This window comes from Pseudomonas veronii (assembly GCF_002028325.1).
GTDB lineage: Bacteria > Pseudomonadota > Gammaproteobacteria > Pseudomonadales > Pseudomonadaceae > Aquipseudomonas > Aquipseudomonas veronii.
Genome location: NZ_CP018420.1, coordinates 428,545 through 447,780, shown reverse-complemented (window position 1 = coordinate 447,780; position 19,236 = coordinate 428,545). Strand labels below are relative to the sequence as shown.

At 60.1% G+C, this 19,236-nt stretch carries 13 protein-coding genes and 3 pseudogenes; 5 read left to right on the top strand and 11 right to left on the bottom strand.

The features are described from left to right. Positions 1-113: 113 nt before the first annotated feature. The 5 genes and pseudogenes from mdoH to PverR02_RS02000 form a co-directional block, all read right to left on the bottom strand. Positions 114-2,722, bottom strand: a pseudogene (mdoH, locus tag PverR02_RS02020) (glucans biosynthesis glucosyltransferase MdoH). Then, positions 2,715-4,394 carry a glucan biosynthesis protein G gene (locus PverR02_RS02015; protein ID WP_186352002.1) on the bottom strand — a complete coding sequence of 560 codons (1,680 nt, stop codon included), beginning with the start codon at positions 4,392-4,394 and terminating at the stop codon, positions 2,715-2,717. Before PverR02_RS02015 ends, mdoH begins: the two are co-directional and overlap by 8 nt. 323 nt (positions 4,395-4,717) lie before the next feature. Then, complete coding sequence (dtd, locus tag PverR02_RS02010) at positions 4,718-5,155, bottom strand: D-aminoacyl-tRNA deacylase (RefSeq protein WP_017849898.1); 438 nt, start codon at positions 5,153-5,155, stop codon at positions 4,718-4,720. After that, a complete protein-coding gene (gene pip / locus PverR02_RS02005; protein ID WP_046384986.1) occupies positions 5,152-6,123 on the bottom strand; it encodes a prolyl aminopeptidase in 972 nt (323 codons plus the stop codon). Before pip ends, dtd begins: the two co-directional genes overlap by 4 nt. Positions 6,124-6,226: 103 nt before the next feature. After that, positions 6,227-6,415, bottom strand: a complete 189-nt coding sequence (locus PverR02_RS02000; protein ID WP_152031982.1) for a hypothetical protein — start codon at positions 6,413-6,415, stop codon at positions 6,227-6,229. Between the two features lie 96 nt (positions 6,416-6,511). Between PverR02_RS02000 and PverR02_RS01990 the strand changes: the two are divergent. The 5 genes and pseudogenes from PverR02_RS01990 (at position 6,512) to PverR02_RS31660 (ending at position 12,391) form a co-directional block, all read left to right on the top strand. Further along, positions 6,512-10,849 (top strand): annotated as a pseudogene (locus PverR02_RS01990) (RHS repeat-associated core domain-containing protein). Next, positions 10,833-11,240, top strand: coding sequence for a hypothetical protein (locus tag PverR02_RS01985; RefSeq protein WP_227778768.1), 408 nt, complete (start codon positions 10,833-10,835; stop codon positions 11,238-11,240). Before PverR02_RS01990 ends, PverR02_RS01985 begins: the two are co-directional and overlap by 17 nt. Beyond that, positions 11,239-11,405, top strand: a pseudogene (locus tag PverR02_RS32970) (RHS repeat-associated core domain-containing protein); the annotation flags it as partial. The gene PverR02_RS01985 and the pseudogene PverR02_RS32970, both read left to right, overlap by 2 nt. 385 nt (positions 11,406-11,790) lie before the next feature. Continuing rightward, positions 11,791-12,210, top strand: a complete 420-nt coding sequence (locus tag PverR02_RS01975) for a hypothetical protein (protein WP_079442673.1) — start codon at positions 11,791-11,793, stop codon at positions 12,208-12,210. Beyond that, positions 12,200-12,391, top strand: a complete 192-nt coding sequence (locus tag PverR02_RS31660) for a hypothetical protein (protein ID WP_132849963.1) — start codon at positions 12,200-12,202, stop codon at positions 12,389-12,391. The genes PverR02_RS01975 and PverR02_RS31660 overlap by 11 nt, the downstream gene beginning before the upstream one ends. Before the next feature lie 141 nt (positions 12,392-12,532). Here PverR02_RS31660 and PverR02_RS01970 read toward each other — a convergent pair whose 3' ends face one another. From PverR02_RS01970 to PverR02_RS01945, 6 genes are all read right to left on the bottom strand, one after another. Continuing rightward, complete coding sequence (locus tag PverR02_RS01970) at positions 12,533-12,871, bottom strand: hypothetical protein (RefSeq protein ID WP_132849964.1); 339 nt, start codon at positions 12,869-12,871, stop codon at positions 12,533-12,535. A 35-nt stretch (positions 12,872-12,906) separates the two neighbouring features. Beyond that, positions 12,907-13,746 carry an RNase A-like domain-containing protein gene (locus PverR02_RS01965; RefSeq protein ID WP_057003619.1) on the bottom strand — a complete coding sequence of 280 codons (840 nt, stop codon included), beginning with the start codon at positions 13,744-13,746 and terminating at the stop codon, positions 12,907-12,909. A 187-nt stretch (positions 13,747-13,933) separates the two neighbouring features. Further along, complete coding sequence (gene hutG / locus PverR02_RS01960) at positions 13,934-14,734, bottom strand: N-formylglutamate deformylase (protein WP_079442672.1); 801 nt, start codon at positions 14,732-14,734, stop codon at positions 13,934-13,936. Between the two features lie 11 nt (positions 14,735-14,745). Then, a complete protein-coding gene (gene hutI, locus PverR02_RS01955) occupies positions 14,746-15,951 on the bottom strand; it encodes an imidazolonepropionase (protein ID WP_079442671.1) in 1,206 nt (401 codons plus the stop codon). Between the two features lie 144 nt (positions 15,952-16,095). Next, entirely contained in the window at positions 16,096-17,634 is a 1,539-nt protein-coding gene (hutH, locus tag PverR02_RS01950) for a histidine ammonia-lyase (RefSeq protein ID WP_017849903.1), read from the bottom strand. Positions 17,635-17,653: 19 nt separating this feature from the next. Beyond that, positions 17,654-19,177: an HAL/PAL/TAL family ammonia-lyase gene (locus tag PverR02_RS01945; RefSeq protein WP_079444976.1), complete on the bottom strand. Its 1,524-nt coding sequence runs from the start codon at positions 19,175-19,177 to the stop codon at positions 17,654-17,656. Between the last annotated feature and the right edge of the window lie 59 nt (positions 19,178-19,236).

The following is a 19,236-nucleotide window of genomic DNA, read 5'->3' as shown; positions in this document are numbered from 1 at the left end:
TGCTAACTCAGACACAGGCACGGCAATACGCCTTGAACCAGGGACTTTTGTTTCGAAATAACAAGGAGTTAGAGCACAAAGGAAGAGACGGGAAACGCTGTAGGACCAGCGCTTCAAGCGCCCCCGAGGAGAACCCTCGGGGGCGTCTGAATCAGGCCGGTTGAGCCTGGGACGACAACGGTTGCAACGGCAGCAATGGCGCGTGCGGGTCGGACTTGAAGGACTGACGCCAGGCGCCCAGCCACTCGGCATGCCCTTCGCTCCAGACCTGCTCGTGCAGGCGGGCCAGGGCCACCGGGTCACTGAGCAGGGCCAGGCGTTCGGCGTTGTTGAGGCCGGCCGGGCCGACTTTCAACGCATAGCGCACGCGCTCGCCACGCAGGTACTCGATCGGCTCCGCCTCACGGTGACGCGAGGTCGCCAGGGCGCAGGCCAGGGCGTTCTGCTGCGGGTCGACCACCGAACGCACGAACCCGTCATTGAGGGCGTGCCAGCGGTTTTCGTGGGTGTACTTCTCGGTCGACAGCAGCGCCTGCGGCGGATTGTATTCCTCAGGAATCAGGAACAGGCTCTCGTCACGGGACTTGAGGCCCAGCTTGACCCGGCTGGAAATCACCGACACCGGGATCGACAGCATCAACGAACCGACGATCGGGACCAGCCACCACAGGAAGCTCGGGTTCAACCACACCACCAGCAGCGCCCAGAGGAAGCCGAGCAAGGTTTGCGGACCGTGGCGCTTGACCGCTTCACCCCAGGGGGTGGAGTCGTCGTCACGCTGCGGCGAATTCCAGGTCGCGGCCCAGCCGAGGAACGCGGCGAGGACGAAGCGGGTGTGGAAGATCATCCGCACCGGCGCCAGCAGCATGGAGAACAGCATCTCCAGCAGCATCGACATTGTCACCTTGAACTTGCCACCGAACTCTTTCGCGCCCTTGGCCCAGATCAGGATGACGCTCAGCAACTTCGGCAGGAACAGCAGCACGACGGTGGTGGAGAACAGCGCCACCGCCTTGTCCGGATGCCATTGCGGCCACAGCGGGTACAACTGGCGCGGCGCCATGAAGTACTGCGGCTCCATCAAGGTGTTCACCGCCAGCAACGCCGTCGACAGCACCAGGAAGAAAAACCACAACGGGGCCGACAGGTAGGACATCACACCGGTAAGGAACACCGCACGGTGAACCGGGTGCATGCCCTTGACCAGGAACAGGCGGAAGTTCATCAGGTTGCCGTGGCACCAGCGACGGTCGCGCTTGAGTTCGTCCAGCAGGTTCGGCGGCAGTTCTTCGTAGCTGCCCGGCAGGTCGTAGGCAATCCACACGCCCCAGCCGGCACGGCGCATCAGCGCGGCTTCGACGAAGTCGTGGGAGAGGATCGCACCGGCGAACGCGCCTTTACCCGGCAACGGCGCGAGGGCGCAGTGCTCGATAAACGGCTTCATGCGGATGATTGCGTTGTGACCCCAATAGTGGGATTCACCCAGCTGCCAGAAGTGCAGGCCGGCGGTGAACAGCGGGCCGTACACGCGGGTGGCGAACTGCTGCATGCGCGCATACAGGGTGTCCATGCCCGACGCCCGTGGCGCGGTCTGGATAATCCCGGCATCCGGCGTGGCTTCCATCAGGCGCACCAGGCTGGTCAGGCATTCGCCGCTCATCACGCTGTCGGCGTCGAGAACGACCATGTACTTGTAGTCACCGCCCCAGCGCCGGCAGAAGTCGTCGAGGTTGCCGCTCTTGCGTTTGACGCGACGGCGACGTCGGCGATAGAAGATCTTGCCGAAGCCACCGGCTTCGCGGCACACGTCGAGCCAGGCTTGCTGTTCGGCGATGCAGATGTCGGCGTCGTTACTGTCGCTGAGCACGAAGAAGTCGAAGCGGTCCAGGTCACCGGTCGCCGCGACCGACTCGAACGTCGCGCGCAGGCCAGCGAATACGCGGGGCACGTCTTCGTTGCAGATCGGCATCACCAGCGCGGTGCGCGCATTCTTCGGAATCGGCTCGTGGCCGGCACTTTTACCGGAGATCCGGTACTTGTCGTGGCCGGTCAGCAGCTCGAGGAAGCCCATCAACGCGGTCCAGAAACCGGCCGACACCCAGCAGAACAAGATCCCGAACATGATCAGGATGCTGGTTTGCAGGGCGTATGGCAGCACTTGGGTCGCGGTCTGCAGCAAGGTCTGGTTGCGGATCTCGTCGAAGTCGACCAGCGACCAGCCCTGGTACGGCATGATGCCTTTCATGTACCAGCCGGCCACGATGGTCTGGCCGAGCATCAACACCAGCAGGATGTAGCGACGGATCGAACCAACCGTGCGCCAGCGCGCCGCCGGCAGCACGCGCTCGTCTTTCGGCGGCTTCGGCGGGTTGGTCCGGCCGGTCAGCCGGCGCCAGCCGCGCACCAGGATATTGGTGCGCCACGGCTCCGGTACCACCTTGGTCCGACGAATCGGCGGCGTCGCCTTGAGGCACACCCGGCCGCTGGCGTCGAGCGCCAGCATTTCGGCGTCCTCCAGCTCTTCGGCCGTGCTGAGGGTCAACCGGCGGCCAACCGACGCCTGGGCGGCGTCGACCGGCGCATCGAACGCCTTGGACGACAAACGTTCGTGCAGTTCGCTGAAGGATGTGCAGCCCGCCAGTTCGGCGCGCTGCTCTGCGGTCATCGGCAGATGCGCCAGGTACTCGGACAGAGTCTCTGGCTGGACTTGAGAATTACTCATCGGCAGGCAACTGATAGCTCCAGGTTTCGGTCAGGACTTGCTCGGTCTTGATCGGCTCCGGTGTGGCTGGGGCAGCTTCTGGCTGCTTGGCTTCCTTGTCTTTGGCGTCTTTCTTGGCTTGTTTCTCGTGCTGCTTGGCCAAAACCTTGTCAGCCTTGAGCACTTGGGTCGAGACCTTCTCGGGCTCAGGCTGCACGATGTCCTGGACCAGGGCCGCACGCATTTCGGTCGGCTTGCTTGGGTCCTTGATCTTCATGCGCAGGGTCAGGCGCCAGCCCTTAGTGTGCTCGTTGTAACGCACGCTGTTTTCCACCAGCTCGGCGTTGTCACCCACGCTCACCTGGCTGCGCACCGGGGCGTCCGGCAGCAGTTTCTTCAGGGCCGGGCCTTCGAAGTCCACCAGGTACGCGACGCTGCCATCCGGCTGACGGATCAGGTTGGACTGCTTCACGTCGCCGGTGGAACGCAGGGTCTGCTTGACCCAGGCGCTGTCCGGCGAATGGAACGCGGCGTCGTCCAGGGTCCAGTGCAGGCGGTAGGCAACATCCAGCGGCTGGCCGACTTCCGGCAGTTTTTCCGGGCTCCAGAAGGCAACGATGTTGTCGTTGGTTTCGTCGGCGGTCGGGATCTCTACCAGGTCGACGGAACCCTTGCCCCAGTCGCCTTCAGGCTCGATCCAGGCGCTTGGGCGCTTGTCGTAGTTGTCGTCCAGGTCTTCGTAGTGGCTGAAGTTGCGACCGCGTTGCAGCAGGCCGAAACCACGTGGGTTTTCCACGGTGAAGTTGCTGACCGACAAGTGTTTAGGGTTGTTCAGCGGGCGCCAGATCCACTCGCCATTGCCGGCATGGATCGACAGGCCGCTGGAATCATGCAGCTCGCGACGGTAGTTGAGGACCTTGGACGGCTGGTTCGCGCCGAACAGGAACATCGAGGTCAACGGGGCAACGCCCAGCTTGCTGACCTTGTCGCGCAGGAACATCTGGGACTTGACGTCGACCACGGTGTCGGTGCCAGGGCGCAGGATCAGGCGATAGGCGCCGGTGGCGCGCGGCGAATCGAGCAGGGCGAAGATCACCAGATGCTTGTCACCCGGCTTCGGACGCTCGATCCAGAACTCGGTGAAACGCGGGAATTCTTCGCCGGACGGCAGCGCGGTATCGATCGCCATGCCACGGGCGGACAGGCCATACACTTGGTCCTTGCCCACGACGCGGAAATAGCTGGCGCCGAGCATGGTCAGGATTTCGTCTTGCTTGTCGCCCTTGTTGATCGGGAACAGCACGCGGAAACCGGCATAACCCAGCTGCTCAGTGGCCTTGGGATCAAATTTGACGTCGCCGAAATCGAAGCGCGTCGGGTCGTATTTGATTTCCTGGACGCTGTCGGCGGTGACTTCGTTGATCTTCACCGGTGTATCGAAATGCATACCCTGGTGATAGAAGGACAGCTTGAACGGGGTGTTCTGATCGGCCCACTCGGCTTTTTCGTTGCGGAAACGAATCTTCTGGTAGTCAGCGAACTTCATTTCGCGGAATTCGTTCGGCAGATTGCTGCGCGGAGCTTCGTATTTCTGCCCGGCCAGCTCTTTTGCCTTGGCCGACACATCATCCAGACTGAATGCCCACAGTTGACCCGCGCCGAACAGGCAAAACAGGGCGGAGCCCGTCACCAGTGCGTTTCGTAACCGTTTGGCAGACAATTTTGGTGCATTACAGGGACTAACAATCACGAGCAACCCTCGCCGAAAACAGATCAAAAAACCAACGGCCAGCTATCTATATGCCAGGTTGGCGAGCATTGTTCCGACTCCCCTGAGGCAAAATGATTCCCCTGAGGCTGTCGGACAAGTCTCTACCTAAGTCAAAAATGGACCAATCAACGCTGATCCCCGTAGCGCGCGATTATCTAGTAGCCCGCGAGACAACGCATCAGGGACAACGAAGTATTTGTAGCGAAACCCTGCGTTTTTAGGCATTAACGTCGTTTTTAATACATTCATGTCTGTAAGAGGAAGGTCACAGGGCCATCATTGACCAAATGAACCTGCATATCCGCACCAAAACGCCCTGACGCCACCTTGCCATGCAATTGTTGCGCTTGTAACAGCAAGTGCGCAAAAAGTGCCGCCCCCAGGGCCGGCGGCGCGGCGGTAGAGAAACTTGGCCGCAGCCCACTTTTGGTATCCGCCGCCAGGGTGAACTGCGACACCAGCAGCAAACCGCCGTCGATATCCTTGAGCGACAAGTTCATCTTGCCATCGTCGTCGCTGAACACCCGATAGTTAAGCAGTTTGTGCAGCAGTTTGTCGGCGCTCTCGACAGTATCCCCCGGTTCGACGGCCACCAGCACCAGCAAACCCTGGTCGACCGCCCCCACGATTTCGCCCGCGACCTCGACCCGGGCGCCGCGCACCCGTTGCAACAGGCCCTTCATGCTTCTTCAGGCGGCAAGTCCAGCAGACGACGCGCCATCTCGCCGGTCGCGCGCACCAAGGCATCGGTGATGCCCGGCTCGGACGCCGCATGGCCCGCCTCGCGGATCACCTGCAGTTCACTGTTCGGCCAGGCCTGATGCAGCTCCCAAGCGTTATCCAGCGGACAGATCATATCGTAGCGGCCGTGGATGATTACGCCAGGCAGATGGGCGATCTTGTGCATGTCGCGAATCAGTTGGTCGGGTTCCAGGAAGGAATTATTGGTGAAGTAGTGGCACTCGATGCGGGCAATCGACAGCGCGCGCTGGGGCTCGGCGAAACGCTCGATCAACTGCGGGTTCGGGCACAGGCCCAACATGCGCCCTTCCCAGGTGGACCAGGCCTTGGCGGCGTGCATCTGGGCAATCTGGTCGTTGCCGGTCAGGCGCTTGTGGTATGCGGTGAGCAGGTCGTGGCGCTCGTCCTGGGGGATCGGTGCGAGGTAATCCTGCCAGTAATCCGGGAACAGGCGGCTGGCGCCTTCCTGGTAAAACCAGTGGATGTCCTGGGGCCGGGCCAGGAAAATCCCACGCACGATCAGGCCATGCACGCGCTCGGGATGGGTTTGCGCGTAGGCCAGCGCCAGAGTCGAACCCCAGGAGCCGCCGAACAACACCCATTTGTCGATGCCCAGGTGCTCGCGAATGCGCTCGAGGTCGGCGACCAGGTCCCAGGTGGTGTTGTTTTCCAGGCTGGCGCGGGGAGAGGAACGCCCGCAGCCCCGCTGGTCAAAGGTGACGATGTGGTACAGGTTCGGATCGAAATAGCAGCGGCTGTTGGCGTCGCAACCGGAACCAGGGCCACCATGGATGAATACGACGGGCAAGCCTTCGGGGGAGCCACTTTCATCGACATACAGGGTGTGGGTGTCATCGACGGCCAGATCGTGCCGGGCGTAGGGTTTGATCTGCGGGTACCAAGTCTGCATTGCGCGCTCCGTAGGGGGTCGGGTTCATCCCTGGGGGGACGTCTTTTATTTTGCCGTCTGGCACTATAAACCCGAATTGTGCAATGAGCATGTCCTTGAGCACTTAGACCTGTGTCAGCAGTTCGCGACCCAGGTAAGCCAATAGGCCGTTGTAGAGCCGGTCGCCCTCCTCCACCTCGCTCTGCGCCCACAAACAGACGTGAGCCAGGCCTTGGCCGCAGTACAGCAACGCGTTCACGCCCGCCGCTTGCAAGTGTTCGGCATACAAGTGGCGCGTTTGGCCAATTAACACCAAGAGCATTCCTACGAGCGCATCGGAAAGTCTCACCTGAGCAAGGCAACCACCGCGTGATTTGATCCCGGTCCTTTCGGACACGGATCGTTGCGCATGACTGACACGCCTTGGGCTGCCCGCGAGGGCGATGCGCTTCTGCACAGCTCCATGCTGGCCGACGTGTTAGGCGGAGTCCTGGAGATTGCCGCCAATGTGGCCGTGACCGCATTGGCGACAGCGGCGGTGGTTGCGGCGACGGGTGTAACCGTGGCGACTGGCGGTCTCGGCTGCGTGGTACTCGGCGCCGTGGTGGGTGCGGTGGTCGGCGTCGGCATGAGCAAAACCGGCGCGGATAAAGGCCTCTGACGATTATGTGAGTATTTCGCCAATGCCCTGTTTCCTCCCGTCATCGACGCCTTCATCAGCAGCGGTTCGCCCAACGTATTCATCAACGGTAAACCCGCTGCGCGGGCGGCTGGCAAAATCTCGGATGTGATCGCAGCGCCAGGTGGTGAGCCTTCTTATCTGGATATCGCTGAAGGGTTTTTCTCTCAGCTATGGCGCCCAACGGTGGCCTCTCCGGTGGCGGGCGCTGCGCCTTGTCCTGGCGATAAAGTCGACTGCCATAAACACGCGCCGATGCCAGAGCAATACATGGCCGAGGGTTCCAGTCGCGTATTTATCAACGGCCAGCCCGCCGTGCGCAGTGGTGATCGGAGCACCTGCGAGGCCAAGGTTGGGACGGTACAGATTTCGCCGAATGTGATCATCGGCGGAGCGCCCGTGGTGGTTCGCGAGATTCGCAGCGGCAAGACGCCCGGTGTCGGGCTGGCGGTGACGGCGCTGCTGACGTTGCGCGGCGGTGGCGCGAAGTTCTTCAGCACGTTGCCGTGCATGGTCGTGGGCGGGCTGGTGTCGTGGGGCAGCAGTCAGGTGAGCAATGCCATCACCTCGGCGGTCGTGGGTTCGCCCAACCCGGTACACAGCGCCACGGGCGCGAAAGTTCTCGACGGTGAAGACGACTTGGACTTCGCCCTGCCAGGCCTGTTGCCTATCGAGTGGCAGCGCTACTACAGCAGCCGGGATGAACGCCGCGATGGCCTGTTCGGCGCCGGTTGGAGTGTGATCTACGAAGTCTTCGTCGAGATGGGTGGGCTTCCTGAGGGCGGCGAGCGCCTGGTCTACACCGACGAGCAGGCCCGGCAGATCGACATGGGCGTGATCCCCTTGGGCGGCGCGGTGTTCAGCGCGGGCGAAGGCCTGAGCGTGCGGCGCCATGCCGACGGGCAGTTGCTGATTGAAAGCGTCGACGGGCTCTATCGGCTGTTCGAACCAACGCCCGGCAACCCGTCGCACCTGCGCTTGAGCCAATTAGGGGACCGCAACGACAACCGCATCCTCCTCGACTATGACGCCCAAGGTCGGCTGAGCCGGTTACGCGATTCCCTCAATGATGTGCGAATCGAACTCGGCTACAAACTCGGCCGGCTCGAGCAGATTGAACGGCTGTTCGCCGACCACAGCCGCGAAACCCTAGTCAGCTATGCCTATGACGCTCATGGCGACCTGGCCGAAGTTCGCGATACTGCCGGGCATCTACAGCGCCGCTTTGCCTACGACAGCGGCCAGCGCATGGTCGAGCACCAACGACCTACCGGGCTGCGTTGCTATTACCAATGGGCCTGTGTGGACGACTACGAATGGCGCGTAGTCCGACACTGGACCGACGAGGGCGACGACTACCAGTTCGACTATGACCTACAAGCTGGGATCACGCGGATTACCGATGGCTTGCAACGGGTCAGCACCCGCCAATGGAATCCGCAGTACCAGATCACCGAATACACCGACAACCTCGGCCAAACCTGGCAATTCGAATGGAATGACGAGCGCCAGTTGCTCGGTGCCACCGATCCTCAGGGCGGTCAGTGGAAGTTCGGTTACGACGAGTCCGGCAACCTGTGCGAGACGCAAGATCCGTTGGGGCGGATCGAATCCACCGTGTGGCTGGAGCATTGGTCGCTGCCGTTGGTGGAAACCGATGCCGCCGGACAGGCCTGGCAATACCGGTACGACCCGCGCGGCAACTGCGTCAGCGAAATCGATCCACTTGGTCAGACAACGCGCTATCGATACGACCGCTTCGGCCAAGCAGTGGAAATCATCGACGCCACCGGCAAAAGTAAAAAGCTGCGCTGGAACCCGTTCGGGCAACTGGTCGAGCATGTCGATTGCTCAGGCTACCCCACGCGCTTTCGCTACGACGAGCGCGGCTATTTGCACGTCATCACCGACGCCCTCGGCGAACGCACTCAATTCAGCTATGACGCCAACGGGCGTTTACTCAACAGCCAACTGCCGGACGGGCGCACCGAGCAATATCAGCGCGATGCCAGCGGTCAGTTGGTGGGCTATACCGATCCCGCCGGGCACACCACGCTCTACCAGCACAACCGTCGCGGCCAGGTACGCCAGCGCACCGACGCCCATGGACGACAGGTGCAACTGGGCTATGACAGCTACGGGCGACTGCAAGCGCTGACCAACGAGAACGGCGAACGTTATCGGTTTGCCTGGGATGCCGGGGATCGGTTGACCGAGCAACAAGATCTTGACGGCAGCGCCAAGCGCTACGACTACGACCGGCTGGATAACATCACGGCAGTGACCGCCGCTGCGGCGCCCTATGGCAATGGCTTGGCGATAGTTCCCGGGGATCCACCGGCCCCCATCATTCATCGGCTGGAGCGCGATGCGGTTGGCCGGTTGATTGCCAAGACCACCGACGATGGCCGCACCCACTACAGCTACGACGCGGTAGACCAGCTAACAGCGGTCACCTTCACCGACTTGCAGGGCAATACCCAGGCACTTTGTTTCGCTTACGACGCCCTTGGCCAGTTGCTTGCCGAACAGAGTTCAGCGGGCACTCTGCACCACCACTACGACGAACTCGGCAACCTGATCCAAACGCAACTGCCCGACGGCCGCTGGCTCAATCGCCTGTACTACGGCAGCGGCCACCTGCACCAGCTCAACCTCGACGGCCAGGTCATCAGCGACTTCGAACGCGACCGCCTGCACCGCGAAGTGCTGCGCACCCAAGGCCAGATCACCACCCGCAGCGAATACGACCGCAGCGGTCGCCTGCGCGCCCGCCAGCGCCGCCACGCCAGCCAGCCCTCGTTGATGCCGGCGGCCGCGCAAAAGCACTTCGAGTACGACCCCGCCAACAACCTGATCAGCCGCCGGGAAGACGAACACCTCGAACTGCTGCACTACGACGCCACCGGCCGGATTATCGCTACCCAGGACAACACTCAAGGTCAGCGCGAAACCTTCGCCTACGACGCCGCCGCCAACCTGCTCGACGGCCCGCAACCCGGCGCCGGGCTGGTGGTGCATAACAAACTGCTGACCTACCAGGACAAGCGTTACCGCTACGACGGCTTCGGCCGAATGATCGAAAAGCGCAGCGCCAAACGCGGCGTACAGCGCTTTGCCTACGATGCTGAACACCGCTTGATCCAAGTGCGCAGCCAAAAAGGCGAGCGAGAAACGGTTGTGAACATGACCTACGACCCGCTCGGTCGACGCATCACTAAAACCGAACACGACAGCCGGGGTTATGCGCTGGGAGAAACCCGCTTCACCTGGGATGGCCTGCGCCTGCTGCAGGAGCATCGGCATAGTCAAACCAGCCTGTATCTCTATGAGGACGATGGCTACACGCCGCTGGCCCGGATTGATGGCGTGGGCGAACACCAGAGCGTGCGCTATTACCACAACGACTTGAATGGGTTGCCGGAGCAACTGACGGAAGCTGATGGGGAAACGGTGTGGCGGGCGACTTATCGGGTGTGGGGGAACACGGCAGAAGAGGTGCGTGAGCCTTACTACATTGAAGAGCAGAACCTGCGGTTTCAGGGGCAGTATCTGGATCGGGAGACGGGGCTGCACTACAACACGTTCAGGTTTTATGATCCGGATATCGGACGATTCACCACGCCTGACCCGATCGGGTTAGCGGGCGGATTGAATCTATATCAATATGCTCCGAACCCTTTCGGGTGGGTCGATCCCAAAGGATTGGCGTGCAGTACCTACAAGGGAAAACTGAATCAAAAAGCATCGCAGATGCACGCACTAACTAAAGGTTCAAAAGAGTGGAAGCAAGCGGTTGCAGATAGCAAGATGGCTATGGCAAATGGGGGGAAATTTCAAGTTAAGGTGAAATCAAGCTCAGATGCAAAATTTTTCTTGAAAGAATCGCAAGGCAATATGAACCGTTACAAGGCTCATACCCAAAGCGCCCGCGCCGACGGTGTAGCAAAATACCCAAAAGGTTACGAGCAGCATATGGCTCCAGAGGGCGGCTTCGGGGATACACCTCACATCAAGTGGTATAAAAATGGAGGGGATGGTCATATTTTTTATGACATCCCAAACTAAAATGAAAAACAGCTATCGCTTTGAAAAACTTATAAAGTCGGAATTGGGCCCAACCGAAAGTAGGGAAGATATCTACTCAATGATGCAAAAGCCGATACTGTACGGGGATATGGTAAAAATTTTCGACTCGCTTGCAGATATGAAGTCATATTTAAATTCGGACTGCTACTACGTGGCACATAATTTAACCGCACGCAAAGGAAAAAAAACAATCTTCAAAGGAAGGTTGTATAAAGCAAAAAAGGACGACTTGTTGAATTTTATTTTTGAGGCCATAGATTCAGATGAATTGAGGGAGTTATTAATTTCTCCAATCCAAGCACATCAAAAGAGAAAAGTATTCTACTGCTCGGAAGATGTATTTTACATGTACACAGAAAAACAAGTCTAGACTGGGGCAGTATCTGGATCGGGAGACGGGGTTGCACTTCAATACGTTCAGGTTTTATGACCCGGATGTGGGGCGGTTTACGACGCCGGATCCGATTGGGTTGATGGGGGGGATTAACCTCTATGCCTATGCAAAAATCCAATCGAATGGGTAGCCCCCCTCGGGCCAACTTGCATTAAAGCCTTTAATAGAGGGAGAAACATTTCTAAAAAATGGACGAGCAAGCTTTCCGGCAAAACGCCTCAGTGACCACTACACAGCAAGTTGAAGCGTCGTTATTGAAAAAAGGCTATACCAAAAGCATCACAAATTTGAACACCAACAAGACTCAGCACACCCAAGTTACTAGGACGACAAAACCCGGAAACAAGGATGTCCTGGACTACCATCCGGGCGGAGGCGTCCACCAACCCAGCTACTGGAAAGTCTACCGGAATGGGGAAGTCCAAGGACGCGTAGTTCCAACAGATTTTGTAAAGTACGAAAAAATTGTCGATAGTCCAGTTTTTGTAGACGGGGCATTAGTGAATGCTCCGAAATAGAGATAGTTATGAATTTGACTAACGTAATAGTGCCAAAAGTTTCGATCGGCGGAATAGCCATTGGAGAAAGCATTACACAAGTACAAGCACGTCTGTCAGATAAGTACAAAACCCATAACAGCCCCGATTCATTCACCATCGACAACGGGTTTATTACGGCGTATCACGGCGTCGATGGCGTCATTTCTGCTATCTCTTGCAATACTGCTTTCAGGGGTAATTATGAAAATATGCTATGGCCGGGAATGACTGTAGCCGATGTCCTAAGGCTCTCCAAAGAGCAAGTGGCGTGGGCGGGTTTCGTACAAATTGACCAAGTCAACGGCATAGGCCTCTCGCTGCCGGAGGAATACGATGACTTCGATTCGTTGACCGATCATTTTGATCTCGACTTTGTATTTAGTGAGCTTTGGGTTTATGACTTTTAGAATCGTGGTCGCCCTCGCGCTGGCCGGGGCTCAACCGGCCTTTGGGATCAGTCCTACAATTCACTCAGAAATGACCGATGACGACCGCACCGAATACGTCTACGACCCACTGGGCCAACTGCTCACCGAACAAAGCGCCGCTGGCAACCTAAACCATCACTACGACGAACTCGCAACCTGATCCAGACCCACACCGCCAACTCCTCACTACGACGCCACCGGTCGTGTTGATAGGGGGCTGACCCTGAAGGCTCCAACAACCCATCTTCTCGCAGCGGACGAAGTCTGACCGTAGAAGCAGCAAGATCATCAACATGGCATCTCAGCGCCATTTCAAAAAACGTTTTACGTTTCGCCACTTAGTACGCTTGAGATTTACATCAAGTAACTGAGAGACCTGCTGCAAGAACTGTTGATTACTACAGCCAAAATACTGCTCGGAAAAGCAAAGCTCATAGTCAAACGGAGCGGCGTTTTTCAGGCCCGTAGCGGTGAGGTTTGCTTTCAGGTAGCGTCCAATATCTCTTTTGAGCATAAAAGATGCGAAGCGTGATCGGCTATCAACATACCCCTTCACAATATCCGAAAGCGCCGTAGGCGCGACGTTTGACTCGGCGTCGACGAGCCATGCGCCTACGCCATCTGCCACTTCACCATACATGAAGCTTTCTAGATACCCGTAAGCCATTGACTGCCTCAAAGGATTGGGAACGCCGTCAAAATATACATGGGCATATTGTTGAATTCTGCATATTTTATGACCACTCGCACTTTAGTCATCTCAATGACGGTTGCAGGCGATCGTGGGCGAATGCCCCAACCCACGATTTGACCAAGATCCGCCTCAAGGGTGTATACACTTGAGCGCATCTTAACTTTCGACATGAAGATTACTTTGAGTTTGTTCCTTTGCAATACCTGACTGACAGCCCATTCTGCCTTCTCAGCATTACCGAACGTGGAAATGCTCTCGGCCCCAGGCATTTTCAGCGCCCTCTTTTGCAAAAACTCAAGTGGCTTGTCGACATGAACGCTATAGGCATGTCCGCCCCCGAGACTCTTAGGTGCATGCAACGGTCGCTCACTGACGTTCAGTGTCATCCGCCCTGCTCGGATGGAGGAAACTCTGAAAGCGTTGTAGAGATTAGCAACGGAGAGCGGAACGGCGAACTCCATAGCCAATCCCATCCCCTGCCCCACTTGCGCAGACGCGCCTAAGCCGTTTGCCATTGCCTGACCAGATTTATAGGCATAAGAGTCAACGGTAAGGCCTGTTAGCAATTGGGCGCTGCCCGCTGCCAATTGGTCGGCAGCGTGAATGCCCATGGCAGCACATCCCACCTTAGTGATCATCGTAGGTTCGGGTATTGCACAGAGCACGCCAGCTCCTCCCAACTCGATAATCCCACCAACAATACGCAAACCTCCAAATATACGATTAGTCGCAATTTCAGTGGCACTCAAAGATTCACGCTCCAAAATTGCTGCCATCTGCACTTGGCTTATGACAACACTAAACTCTCCTTCTTGAGACACCTAAGTCCTACCTTGCTATCAACGATGCGGGGACGCAGATTAGCAAGAGGCTTTAATGCCTTAGCGCTCGCGTTATTAATAAAGACGCGGACTACGTAGGCAGTAGCAAACCGCCTACATTTTATCCAGGAGAGACCGCAACCATTGCACCACCTGGTTCCTACGATACGTCTATAGACCACCTACTTCAGCAGTAACGCTTCTGCCCCCACCCCAGAAAACCGTCCAACAACTGCTTCAACACCCCCCGCGTCGGCCCCGCCAGATCCGCGCGATAACGGAACGGCTCGAACTCTTCCATATACGTGCTCTGGCACAACTCCAACTGCACGGCATGAATGTTCTGCGCCGGGTTGCCGTAATGCCGGGTGATATGCCCGCCCTTGAAGCGTCCGTTGAGCACATGGGTGTACTGCGGATGCGCGGCGCAGATGGCTTCCAGTTGGCTGGCCAGCCCAGGGTCGCAGGCGGCGTTGTTGAAGGTGCCGAGGTTGAAGTCCGGCAGTTTGCCGTCGAACAGGTGCGGGATCACCGAGCGGATCGAATGTGCGTCGAACAACAGTGCGTAGCCGAATTCGGCCTTGAGCCGCGCCAGTTCGTCTTGCAGGGTGCGGTGATACGGCATCCAGATCTGCTCGAGGTAGGTGGCGCGCTCTTCCCTGGATGGCGCCAGGCCTTCGCGGAACAATGGCACACCCTCGAACAGGATCGACGGGTACAAACCGGTGGTGGCGCCGGCGTACAGCGGCGTGTCGTCGGAGGGCCGGTTCAGGTCGATGACAAACCGCGAGTACTCCGCCGCCAGGGTGCTGGCGCCGAGTTCTTCGGCAAAGTCATACAGCGTGGGGATATGCCAATCGGTGTCCGGCAGGCTTTGCGCCTCGGGGATCAGCCCGGCCTGCACGGCAGGCGTCAGGCGCAGGCCGGCGTGGGGCATGCTGATCAGCAGCGGCACGCGGCCTTGTTTGAAGTTCAGAACGTTATCCACAGTGCGACTCCTTAAACAGTGACATCGACGCCGTGGCGCACGACGCGTTTTTCAAGCTCGCCGCCCAGCCAGTAGGCCAGGTCGGCGGGACGATCGATCTGCCAGGCGACAAAGTCGGCGACCTTGCCCACTTCCAGCGAGCCATGGGTATCGCCCATGCCCAGCGCAGTGGCGGCATGTTGGGTGGCGCCGGCCAGGGCCTCTTCCGGGGTCATGCGAAACAGGGTGCAGGCCATGTTCAGCATCAGGCGCACCGACAAGGCCGGTGAAGTACCGGGGTTGAGGTCGCTGGCGATGGCGATCTTCACCCCGTGCTTGCGCAGGGCCTCCATCGGCGGCAGTTGAGTTTCGCGCAGGAAGTAGAACGCGCCCGGCAGCAGCACCGCGACGGTGCCGGCAGCGGCCATGGCGATAGCGTCGTCTTCGGTCATGAACTCCAGGTGATCCGCCGACAGCGCCTGGTAACGCGCGGCCAGGCTGGAACCGTGCAGCGACGACAGTTGCTCGGCGTGCAGCTTCACCGGCAGGCCAAGTTGCCGCGCGACCTTGAACACACGCTCCACCTGCGCTGGCGAGAACGCCAGGTATTCGCAAAACGCATCCACCGCGTCCACCAGCCCTTCCGCGGCCAGGGCCGGGAGCATTTCGCTGCAGATGTGATCGATGTAGGCGTCGGCGCGGTCCTTGTACTCCGGCGGCAACGCATGGGCGGCCAGGCAGGTGGCGCGCACGCTGACCGGCAGCGCGTCGCCGAGGCGCCGAATCACCCGCAGCAACTTGCGCTCGTTGGCCAGATCGAGGCCGTAGCCGGATTTGATCTCCACCGTGGTCACGCCGTCGCGCAGCAAACTGCGCAGGCGCTTGTGGGCGCTTTCGAACAGTTCATCCTCGCTGGCGGCGCGGGTGGCGCGCACGGTGCTGGCAATACCGCCGCCCTGGGCGGCGATGTCGGCGTAGCTGACGCCTTGAAGGCGTTGCTCGAATTCACCACTGCGGTTACCGCCGAACACCGTGTGGGTGTGACAGTCGATCAGCCCGGGGGTGACCCACGCGCCGTGCAGGTCATGCACCTGGGTGTAATCCGCAGCCGGCATTTCGCTGCGCGGGCCGATCCACTCGATCAGCGAACCGACAGTGACCAGGGCGGCATCCTCGATGATCGAGTAATTGCCCTGAGCCATGGTTGCGATGTGGCAGTGTTGCCAAAGGACTTTCATCAATGCCTCCCAAGGTGGTCGCTGTTGCCTGTAGGAGCGAGCTTGCTCGCGAAAAACCTCAACGATAACGCGTGCTACCTGATAGCTCGCGGCGCCTGGGGGTTCTTCGCGAGCAAGCTCGCTCCTACAGGGGCGGGGGTTTTTTCAAAGGCTCGGCAGCAACTTGGCCGGCACCAGTTCATTCAGGCAGCGGCTGGCGAGCAGTTCAGTGGCGGCGATGATGTCCGGGGCGAAGAAGCGGTCTTTGTCGTAGAACGCCACTTTGCCGCGCAGGGTAGCGCGCGCTTTTTCCAGCTTCGGCGAGGTCTTCAGGCCTTCGCGCAGGTCCAGGCCCTGGCACGCCGCCAGCCATTCCACGGCCAGGATGCCGCGAACGTTTTCAGCCATTTCCCACAAGCGCTTGCCCGCAGCCGGAGCCATCGACACATGGTCTTCCTGGTTGGCCGAGGTCGGCAGGCTGTCGACGCTGTGGGGATGGGCGAGTGCCTTGTTTTCGCTGGCGAGTGCCGCAGCGGTCACCTGGGCGATCATGAAACCGGAGTTCACCCCGCCATTGCCCACCAGGAACGGCGGCAGTTGCGACATGTGCTTGTCCATCATCAACGAAATACGCCGCTCGCTCAGCGAGCCGATTTCAGCGATGGCCAGCGCCATGTTGTCGGCGGCCATGGCCACCGGTTCGGCGTGGAAGTTGCCGCCGGAGATCACGTCGCCTTCGGCGGCGAATACCAGCGGGTTATCCGACACCGCGTTGGCCTCGATCACCAGCACCTCGGCGGCCTGGCGGAACTGGGTCAGGCAGGCGCCCATGACTTGTGGCTGGCAGCGCAGGGAATAAGGGTCTTGCACCTTGTCGCAGTTCTGGTGCGACTGCGACACCTGGCTGCTTTCGCCCAGCAGGTCGCGGTAAGCCGCCGCCGAATCGATCTGCCCACGCTGGCCGCGCGCGGCGTGAATGCGCGCATCGAACGGCGAGCGCGAACCCAGCACCGCTTCCACAGTGAGGCTGCCGCACGCGAGGGCACCGGCGAACAGATCCTCGCCCTCGAACAAGCCCCGCAACGCATACGCCGTGGACACCTGGGTACCGTTGAGCAGCGCCAGGCCTTCCTTGGCGGCCAGGGTCAGCGGGGTGAGACCGGCGATTTTCAGCGCAGCAGTCGCCTCCAGCCATTCGCCTTGGTAGCGCGCCTTGCCCTCGCCGAGCAGCACCAGGGACATATGGGCCAAGGGCGCCAAGTCACCGGAGGCACCGACCGAGCCTTTGAGCGGGATGTGCGGGTACACCTCGGCGTTGATCAGCGCGATCAGCGCGTCGATCACCTGGCGGCGAATCCCGGAAAACCCACGGCTCAGGCTGTTGACCTTGAGCACCATGACCAGCCGCACCAGCGCATCGCTGATCGGCTCACCGACGCCTGCGGCGTGGGACAGCACCAGGGAACGCTGGAGGTTTTCCAGGTCTTCGCTGGCGATGCGGGTCGAGGCCAGCAGGCCGAAACCGGTGTTGATACCGTAGGCGGTGCGGTTCTCGGCGAGAATCTGCTCCACGCAGGCCACACTGGCGTCGATCTGCGCAGTGGCGCTGTCATCCAGATTGATCGTTACCGGCTGCTGGTAGATGGCCCGCAGTTGGGCAAGGCTCAGTTGGCCCGGAATCAGAGTTAGCGCAGTCACATTCATGCTCCTTGGAAATTATTGTTCAGTGCAATTCGGGAAAAGTCTGCTGCAGCAAAGCGCTGTGCTTGAGCAACGCGGCAGCGGTCGCGATGTCTGGCGCCAGCCAGCGGTCTTGCGCGTAAGGCGCGACCTGTTCACGCAACAAGCGCCAGGCGCGGTCGGTGCCCGCGCCGAAACGCTGGTCCTTGAGAAACTCGAAGGCCTGGGCCGCCAGCAGGTACTCGATGGCGAGGATCTGGGTAACGTTGGCCAACAGTTGGTGCAGCTTGAGCGCGGCGTTGGTGCCCATGCTCAGGTGATCTTCCTGCAGGCCCGAGGTGACGAAATTGTCGAGTACCGCCGGCTGCGCCAACTGACGGTTCTGCGCGCACAGGGAAGCGGCGACGTACTGCACGATCATCATCCCGGAGTTGACCCCCGGGTCGCTCACCAAAAACGCCGGCAAGCCGCTGACGTGGGGGTTGATCAGGCGGTCCAGACGACGTTCGGCGACCGAGCCGATCTCGGCCATGGCAATCGCCAGCATATCAGCGGCCAGCGCCACGGACTGCCCGTGCGGGTTGGCCTGGGACACCACGCGATAGCTGTGTGGCGTGCCGAGCAGCAGCGGGTTGTCGGTGGCGCTGTTGAGTTCGGTCTCGATCTGGCGGGTCGCGTGTTCCACCTGGTCGCGCGCCGCGCCGTGGATCTGCGGGATCGAGCGGATGCTCAGCGCGTCCTGGGTGCGGATGCCCTGGCTGCTGGCGATCACTTCACTGCCGTCGAGCAACGCACGCAGGTTGATACCGACCTGCTGCATGCCGGGGTGCGGTTTGAGGGCGATGATTTCGGCGTCGAAGGCATCGATCTGGCCGCGCTGGGCCTCGAAACTCATGGCGCCGATCACGTCGGCCCATTGCAACAGTTGATGGGCGTCGGCCAGGGCCAGGCAGCTCAGGCCGGTCATGCACGGCGTGCCGTTGACCAGGCACAGGCCGTCCTTGGCGCCGAGCACCACCGGCTGCAAGCCTTCTGCGCTCAAGGCCTGTTGCGCCGGGACGATCCGGCCGCGGTAGCTCACCTCGCCAATCCCCAGCAACGCCACGCCGACATGGGCCATATGGGTCAGGTAACCCACCGACCCCTGGGACGGCACCTGCGGCGTGATGCCGTGGTTGAGCAGCGCCAGCAGCGCATGCACCACCTGCGGATGCAGGCCGGATTTGCCGTGGCTGTAGTTGATGATCGCCGCGCAGATGATCGCGCGGGTCTGTTCGTCGCTGAGCACCGGGCCGACGCCACAGGCGTGGCTCAACAGCGTGTTGCGCGACAGTTGGCTCAGTTGCGCGCCCTCCAGCGGCACATTGCACAACGCGCCCAGGCCGGTGTTCACGCCGTAGGCGCGCTCACCGCTGGCGACGATGCGCTGCACGATGGCCTGGGCATTGTCGATGCGCGCCCAGGCCTGGCCCGAGAGTTCGAGCACCGCACCGAAGCGGGCCACGGCGACCACGTCCTGCCAGCGCAGGGGGGTGTCGGCGATGATGATTTTTGCTGCCTGGGACATCTTCATACCTTCTTGAGTTCTTGTGCAGCGTTACTGGCCCTATCGGGAGCAAGCCCCCT